This is a genomic window from Vibrio sp. B172a (assembly GCF_030248355.1).
Lineage (GTDB): Bacteria > Pseudomonadota > Gammaproteobacteria > Enterobacterales > Vibrionaceae > Vibrio > Vibrio owensii.
In genome coordinates this window covers 90,226-96,988 of sequence record NZ_JAHGAC010000009.1, presented here as the reverse complement: position 1 = coordinate 96,988, position 6,763 = coordinate 90,226, and the positions used below count along the sequence as shown (strand labels likewise).

The 6,763-nt window shown below is 45.7% G+C and carries 9 protein-coding genes; 3 read left to right on the top strand and 6 right to left on the bottom strand.

The features are described 5' to 3' along the window. The first annotated feature begins 526 nt into the window (after positions 1-526). Positions 527-1,078 (top strand): gamma carbonic anhydrase family protein, encoded by a 552-nt coding sequence (locus KIT90_RS13080; RefSeq protein ID WP_045416833.1) that lies wholly within the window; start codon positions 527-529, stop codon positions 1,076-1,078. A 14-nt stretch (positions 1,079-1,092) separates the two neighbouring features. On the opposite strand, the gene KIT90_RS13075 is transcribed toward KIT90_RS13080, so the two are convergent. The 4 genes from KIT90_RS13075 to KIT90_RS13060 form a co-directional block, all read right to left on the bottom strand. Beyond that, positions 1,093-1,356, bottom strand: a complete 264-nt coding sequence (locus KIT90_RS13075) for a DUF1488 domain-containing protein (RefSeq protein WP_285377020.1) — start codon at positions 1,354-1,356, stop codon at positions 1,093-1,095. A gap of 3 nt (positions 1,357-1,359) precedes the next feature. Then, positions 1,360-2,193 (bottom strand): shikimate dehydrogenase, encoded by an 834-nt coding sequence (aroE, locus tag KIT90_RS13070; protein WP_285377019.1) that lies wholly within the window; start codon positions 2,191-2,193, stop codon positions 1,360-1,362. A gap of 100 nt (positions 2,194-2,293) precedes the next feature. Next, a complete protein-coding gene (gene hemF / locus KIT90_RS13065; RefSeq protein WP_010645751.1) occupies positions 2,294-3,211 on the bottom strand; it encodes an oxygen-dependent coproporphyrinogen oxidase in 918 nt (305 codons plus the stop codon). 34 nt (positions 3,212-3,245) lie between these two features. Next, positions 3,246-3,803, bottom strand: a complete 558-nt coding sequence (locus KIT90_RS13060) for an L-threonylcarbamoyladenylate synthase (RefSeq protein ID WP_038896199.1) — start codon at positions 3,801-3,803, stop codon at positions 3,246-3,248. Positions 3,804-4,003: 200 nt separating this feature from the next. Between KIT90_RS13060 and purE the strand changes: the two genes are divergently transcribed. Together purE and KIT90_RS13050 are read left to right on the top strand one after the other, a co-directional pair. After that, positions 4,004-4,489, top strand: a complete 486-nt coding sequence (purE, locus tag KIT90_RS13055) for a 5-(carboxyamino)imidazole ribonucleotide mutase (RefSeq protein WP_005440742.1) — start codon at positions 4,004-4,006, stop codon at positions 4,487-4,489. 4 nt (positions 4,490-4,493) lie between these two features. Further along, on the top strand, positions 4,494-5,627 hold the full coding sequence (locus KIT90_RS13050; RefSeq protein ID WP_285377016.1) for a 5-(carboxyamino)imidazole ribonucleotide synthase: 1,134 nt from the start codon (positions 4,494-4,496) through the stop codon (positions 5,625-5,627). Between the two features lie 64 nt (positions 5,628-5,691). Here KIT90_RS13050 and KIT90_RS13045 read toward each other — a convergent pair whose 3' ends face one another. Both KIT90_RS13045 and KIT90_RS13040 read right to left on the bottom strand, forming a co-directional pair. After that, entirely contained in the window at positions 5,692-6,261 is a 570-nt protein-coding gene (locus tag KIT90_RS13045) for a type I DNA topoisomerase (RefSeq protein ID WP_009708006.1), read from the bottom strand. Between the two features lie 22 nt (positions 6,262-6,283). Next, the gene (locus KIT90_RS13040) at positions 6,284-6,763 is read right to left on the bottom strand and encodes a DUF494 family protein (RefSeq protein ID WP_005429833.1); all 480 of its coding nucleotides are present in this window, start codon (positions 6,761-6,763) and stop codon (positions 6,284-6,286) included.

Below are 6,763 nucleotides of genomic sequence, written 5' to 3'. Positions count from 1 at the left end.
CCATGATCAAACTCTTCAATTTAAGATTTTGTTCGGCTCAATGAATACTGAACATTACATAAGTAATGTTTGAATTGACTGTGCTGAATCTTTCGATTCAATGGTCACTTCGTATCATTGAAACCTAATTTGATACCGAAGTATCTAATTGGATTATCATCAACGAGCGCCCACACAGATTGATAGGTCTATATTGTTAAAGAGCTTTCCTATTGAGCTTTGCTCAAATCGGACGGCCATTTTAGCGAGTTAAAGTTTAGTGTCAATCACTTTTTTCAAACTTTTTTCAAGCGTTTCCGCTTGGCTAATTGGCTTGCTAACTTGGCTTCTTACTTTCGAAACCTAAGCTTCGAAGCGTTGCCGTGTCAGCGAGGTGGCATTATAGAGATTGCGATCACATTGGCAAGCCCTTTTTCTCGTTTTTTTTGATTTTTTTATCGTTTGAATGTTTTTTATTCTAAAAGGCGAGTTTTTGCTACTCTTCTCACCAGATATCACCGTTATTAACGCTTTATAAGGAGTAAAGATGAGTTCAATGAGAAGTTATAAAGGTATACGTCCTCAGTTGGGCGAACGTGTATATGTCGACTCAACCTCTGTTTTAGTCGGTGATATCCGAATTGGCGATGATTCTAGTATCTGGCCATTGGTCGCAGCTCGGGGTGATGTAAACCATATCCATATTGGAGAGCGAACCAACATTCAAGATGGCAGCGTACTTCATGTAACTCATAAAAACGCAGAAAACCCCAAAGGCTACCCACTCATCATTGGTAATGATGTCACCATAGGTCACAAAGTGATGCTGCATGGCTGCGAGATCCACGATCGCGTCCTAGTAGGTATGGGCGCTATTGTCTTAGACAACGTGGTAGTGGAATCAGATGTGATGATTGGCGCAGGAAGTTTGGTGCCACCAGGGAAGATATTAGAAAGTGGCTACTTATATGTTGGAAGCCCTGTTAAGCAAGCTCGCCCTCTATCAGATAAAGAACGAGCTTTCTTGCAAAAGTCTGCCAACAACTATGTGCAGAACAAAGACGACTACATTAACGAAGTAGAAGACATCAATGAGTAGTCAAGTATAGTCGGCTAATCGATAATGATATGGCCTTCTTCATCGAAGGCTTCATCTTCTATTAGCTCTTCGGCGATTTCTTCTAGGTCGAATCGGTAATCAGTAAACACTTTAATTGCCGCTTGCTCAGTTTCAATCAGTGAACCACCGAGCTTTTCTAACTTTTGTTTTGTTACATAGCACTCAATCAACGCACCAGATTGCTGCGCAGCAAAATTTACCGATTGTGATGCTTCATCCCAAGACTGCATGTCAGGGAATAGGATAGATTGATTCATTGATTATTGACCTTCAAGGTTCTTTCTTAGTTCTCTGAGAATTTGTTTAGCACCGGGACGTAAGCCGCGCCAGAGCATGAAGCTTTCTGCAGCCTGCCCAACCAGCATTCCAAGACCGTCATACGCATGAGCGGCACCATTTTCTCTTGCCCATAAGTTAAAGCTCGTCACCCCTTTGCCATAAATCATGTCATAGCTTGTACTGTTAGCGGCAAAGATAGAGGAAGAGATAGCAGGCAGTTCACCACTAAGAGAAGCAGAAGTAGAGTTAATGATGACATCATACTCTTCATTAATACTTTCCATCTCTTTGGCGACGATAGGGCCATGAGAGACAAACAGCTCAGCAAGCTCCTGCGCTTTACTAAAGGTACGATTGGTAATAGTTACGGAAGTCGGCTTTTGATCGAGTAGTGGCTTAATAACACCACGAGCGGCACCACCAGCACCAATAATTAGGATTCGCGCACCTTCCAATACAACTTGGTGCTGAAGCAGATCTTGCACGAGACCTGCACCATCGGTGTTGTCACCAATGATTTCACCATCATCTAACTTCTTGAGGGTGTTCACTGCGCCCGCCAACTGAGCACGCTCAGTCAAACGGCTAGCAAATTGATAAGCGTCTTCTTTAAATGGCATGGTAATGTTGCATCCCTTGCCACCTTCAGCAAAAAACACCGTAGCTGCGTCAATAAAGCCATCAACAGGTGCACTTTCTGCGGTGTACACCAAAGACTGATTGGTTTGACGGGCAAACAAGGTGTGAATGAATGGCGACTTACTGTGTCCGATAGGGTTACCAAACACGGCATAGCGATCAATTTGCTGAGTCATTTCCTTACCTTTATTCCTTACTTATATAGAAAAAAACAGGGCCACCTGATTACAGATGACCCTATCACTATCTATCTATATAGAAAAGGAGATTCAACGCTTACCACTCTCGTGGCGTTAGGTATCGCTCGTAAAGTTCAGCTTCTGGAGAGCCAGTCTGTGGCTCGTAGCTGTATTCCCAACGTGCAAGTGGTGGCATCGACATAAGAATTGACTCTGTACGACCGCCACTCTGCAGACCAAATAGCGTGCCGCGATCGTACACTAGGTTGAACTCAACGTAGCGACCACGACGATAAAGCTGGAATTCACGCTCTCGCTCACCGAACTCGATGTCTTTACGACGAGAAACAATCGGTAGGTACGCTTGGCAGTATCCCTCACCAACCGCTTTGATGTAGTCAAAACACTTGTCGAATTCCCACTGGTTTAAGTCATCAAAGAACAGGCCACCAACACCACGAGTTTCATTTCGGTGTGGAAGGAAGAAGTATTTGTCACACCACGCTTTGTGCTCTGGGTAAACTTCGTCACCAAATGGCGCACAAAGCTGTTTTGCTGTGTCGTGCCATGATTGGCAATCTTCTTCAAATGGGTAGAAAGGCGTGAGGTCAAAACCACCACCAAACCACCAAATTGGGTCTTCACCGTCTTTCTCTGCAATAAAGAAGCGGACATTGGCGTGTGAAGTCGGTACATAAGGGTTTTTAGGGTGGATAACCAAAGAAACCCCCATCGCTTCAAAACGACGCCCCGCTAACTCTGGACGATGTGCTGTCGCTGATGCTGGCATTTCATTGCCTTCTACATGAGAAAAGTTCACTCCTCCTTGTTCGAAGATATGACCATCACGCAATACGCGAGTACGGCCACCGCCACCAAGACGCTCTCCTTTTTCACGTTGCCAAGCATCTTCGACAAAGACGGCCTTTCCATCTTCTTGTTCTAGTTGCTGACAAATGGAATCCTGAAGTGACATCAAGAACTGCTTTACGGCGTGCTTATCGATTGCTGACATACGTGTAGTACCTATTGATTGCTGACTAGCAGGGTTAGCCCTGTCTTAATATTTGCGAGGTTTTAGCATCACGGATTTCACTAGGCTTGTCACGACCGCTGGTTTCACCACGTAAGATCGCCACAAGTCGGTCACCTAACTGTTCTTCGACTTCTTTCGTCGTCATACAAGGAGGCAGACCTGTAAGATTCGCGCTGGTAGAGGTTAGCGGCTTTCCGAATGCATTACACATCTTTTGTACTAAAGGATGATCAGTCACACGTACTGCAATCGAATCAAATTGACCCGATACCCAGTGAGAGACTTTGTCACTCGCAGGCATGATCCAAGTGTATGGCCCTGGCCAAGTTGCGTGGACTTTATCTAACTGATCTTGAGTCAACTGAGATTCATCAACATAAGGCAAAAGCTGCTCATAGCTCGCAGCAATAAGAATGAGCCCCTTCTCTACTGGGCGCTGCTTTAGCTCTAGCAACTTTTGAATCGCTTCTGGGTTATCTGGATCACAGCCGACACCAAATACGCCTTCTGTTGGATAGGCAATCACTTCGCCTTTTTGTAGTGCTTCAAGCACCTGTTCAAAGTTATCCACCAATTACTTCCTGATAGTCTTATCTGTTGTGTTTGCACTAAGTGTACAAATATTCATTCTCAGAGACTAAATCAATTTGTTTATAAAATGTATCAATACCATTTACAAACACACGCAAACGTTTGCTTGAGGTAAAAATCCCCGTATAATGCGCACAAATTTATCAGCTCACCTAATTTTGCAGCTTGAAGGAGTTTGAGATGAAAGTCGGTATCATCATGGGTTCTAAATCAGATTGGCCAACCATGAAACTAGCAGCAGACATGCTGGATCAATTTGGCGTGTCTTACGAAACAAAGGTGGTGTCAGCTCACCGTACTCCTCAATTGTTGGCTGATTACGCAAGCAGCGCGAAAGAACGTGGCATTAAAGTCATCATTGCGGGTGCTGGCGGTGCCGCTCACCTACCAGGCATGGCAGCAGCGTTTACCAGCGTACCTGTACTTGGCGTTCCAGTTCAGTCTCGTGCACTGAAAGGCATGGATTCACTACTTTCTATCGTACAAATGCCAAAGGGTATTGCGGTTGGTACATTGGCGATTGGCGAAGCAGGCGCAGCAAATGCTGGCATCCTAGCAGCTCAAATCCTTGGTACACATGATGAAGCGATCATGGCAAAAGTCGAAGCGTTCCGTAACGAACAAACGGAAACCGTATTGGCGAACCCAAACCCTGCTGAGGATTAATCAGATGCATGTACTGGTTCTTGGTGCGGGTCAACTAGCTCGTATGATGTCTCTGGCTGGTGCCCCACTGAATATTCAAATCTCAGCTTACGATGTGGGCAGCGGTAACATCGTTCATCCACTGACTCAGCATGTTCTAGGCAACGGCTTAGAGAATGCAATTGAACAAGTCGACGTCATTACTGCTGAGTTCGAGCATATCCCACATGATGTGCTCGATGTTTGCGAAGCGACCGGTAAGTTCTTACCAAGTACGCAAGCCATCAAAGCAGGCGGTGATCGCCGTATTGAGAAGGCATTACTTGATGATGCTGGCGTGCGTAACGCGAAATACTACGTAATCGAAACTCGTGAAGACTTTGACCGCGCAATTGAACACGTTGGTATGCCAATGGTTCTGAAAAGTGCATTGGGTGGTTACGATGGTAAAGGCCAGTGGCGCTTAAAAGAGACTTCTCAAGTCGAAGATATTTGGACAGAGATGGCAGAGTGCATCGCGGCAACACCAACTCAAGCGATTGTTGCTGAGGAATTTGTCCCTTTTAATCGCGAAGTTTCACTGGTTGGTGCTCGCGGTAAAGATGGCAGTGTTGAAGTGTACCCTCTGGCAGAGAACGTCCACACCAATGGTGTATTGAGCCTTTCTACTGCGATTGATGCACCAGAGTTGCAAGAGCAAGCAAAACAGATGTTCACGGCCGTTGCCAACAACTTGAATTACGTTGGTGTGCTAGCGCTGGAGTTCTTTGACGTTGACGGCACTTTGCTGGTTAACGAAATCGCACCACGCGTACACAACTCTGGTCACTGGACCCAACAGGGTGCAGAAACTTGTCAGTTTGAGAACCACCTACGCGCCGTGTGTGGCATGCCTTTGGGTAGCACTAAGCTGGTTCGTGAAACCTCAATGATTAATATTCTTGGTGAAGACACACTACCAGAAGCATTGCTAGCGATGGATGGTTGCCACATTCATTGGTACGGCAAAGAAAAACGTACGGGTCGCAAGATGGGTCACATCAACGTATGTGGTGACTACACTGGCGAACTTAATCGCAAGCTTTGTGCATTAGCAGATGTTTTGGATGAACAGGCTTTCCCTGCCGTACATGAATTTGCCAAGCAATGGCAAGCCTAGAAAAGCAGCGGGATAAATAACAAAAGGGTCGCATGATGCGACTCTTTTTAATTCGTACTGAAGGTTATTGTGATTGAGTATGCTGGCACTTACGGCTCGCGCATTGCAGTTTAACTCCGCTGGCCAGTTTCTTTTCGACCAGTAAGGTAAATCCACATTCCTCGCAGCGGCCTCTTACAGGCGGCAAGTTCACCGCAAACTTGCACTTCGGATAGTTATCACACGCGTAGAATGTTTTACCAAATCGGGTTTTACGCTCAACCAAATGTCCTTTGCCACATTCAGGGCAAGCGTGTTGCTCTTTCGCTTGCTGCTCTGGCTCAGGTTGGTTAATCGACTCAATATGATGGCATGCTGGGTAATGGCTACAACCAACGAACATACCGTAGCGCCCTTGGCGGAGTACCAATTCATTGCCACACTCAGGGCAAGGCACACCCAACTCTTTCACGATGTGACCGTCATTGCTGTGTAACGGCTTAATGTAATCGCAACTTGGGTATTGGCTACAACCTAAAAAAGGACCGTGTTTACCGTGCTTAAGCGAAACTTCCCCACCGCATTTAGGGCAAGGTTCGCGCTCAAGCGCATGCTCGTGTGCCGAAAAAAGGTTGTGATCGATTTTACTACTCATACTCACCGCTCAAGCGAAGATATTAATGAAGAATACCTTGTTCCTTGGTGTACAGCAGCTCTTCCATCAGCGTGTAGGCGTTTTCGTTGCCCGGAACATTAAACAGCACCATAAGGATGATCCATTTAAGGTCTTCAAGCTCAAATTCATTGGTTTCAAGCCCCATTACACGGTCGATAACCATCTCACGCGTTTCTGTGGTCAGAACGTTGATTTGCTCTAGGAACAACAAGAACCCACGACATTCGAGGTCCAGTCGCTGCATCTCTGAAGCGGTATAGATACGTGTCGATGCCGATGCAATGCAGGTTGAAATGGCTGAATGTTCATCGCTTTGTTGCAATGCCGCCAGCTCTTCTAACCAGACAAGGGCTTTGTAGATGTCTTTTTGCTGGAAGCCTGCACGAAGCAATTCATCTTCCAATTCGTCTTGTTCGACTTGTAACTCTGCATCGCTATGGATGTAGGTTTCGAATAGATACATAAGTATATCCATCATCAT

Excerpts from the sequence above, each read along its gene's own strand:
- KIT90_RS13080 (WP_045416833.1), top strand. The coding sequence starts at position 527 with ATGAGTTCAATGAGAAGTTATAAAGGTATACGTCCTCAGTTGGGCGAA.
- KIT90_RS13075 (WP_285377020.1), bottom strand. The coding sequence starts at position 1,356 with ATGAATCAATCTATCCTATTCCCTGACATGCAGTCTTGGGATGAAGCA.
- aroE (WP_285377019.1), bottom strand. The coding sequence starts at position 2,193 with ATGACTCAGCAAATTGATCGCTATGCCGTGTTTGGTAACCCTATCGGA.
- hemF (WP_010645751.1), bottom strand. The coding sequence starts at position 3,211 with ATGTCAGCAATCGATAAGCACGCCGTAAAGCAGTTCTTGATGTCACTT.
- purE (WP_005440742.1), top strand. The coding sequence starts at position 4,004 with ATGAAAGTCGGTATCATCATGGGTTCTAAATCAGATTGGCCAACCATG.
- KIT90_RS13050 (WP_285377016.1), top strand. The coding sequence starts at position 4,494 with ATGCATGTACTGGTTCTTGGTGCGGGTCAACTAGCTCGTATGATGTCT.
- KIT90_RS13045 (WP_009708006.1), bottom strand. The coding sequence starts at position 6,261 with ATGAGTAGTAAAATCGATCACAACCTTTTTTCGGCACACGAGCATGCG.
- KIT90_RS13040 (WP_005429833.1), bottom strand. The coding sequence starts at position 6,763 with ATGATGATGGATATACTTATGTATCTATTCGAAACCTACATCCATAGC.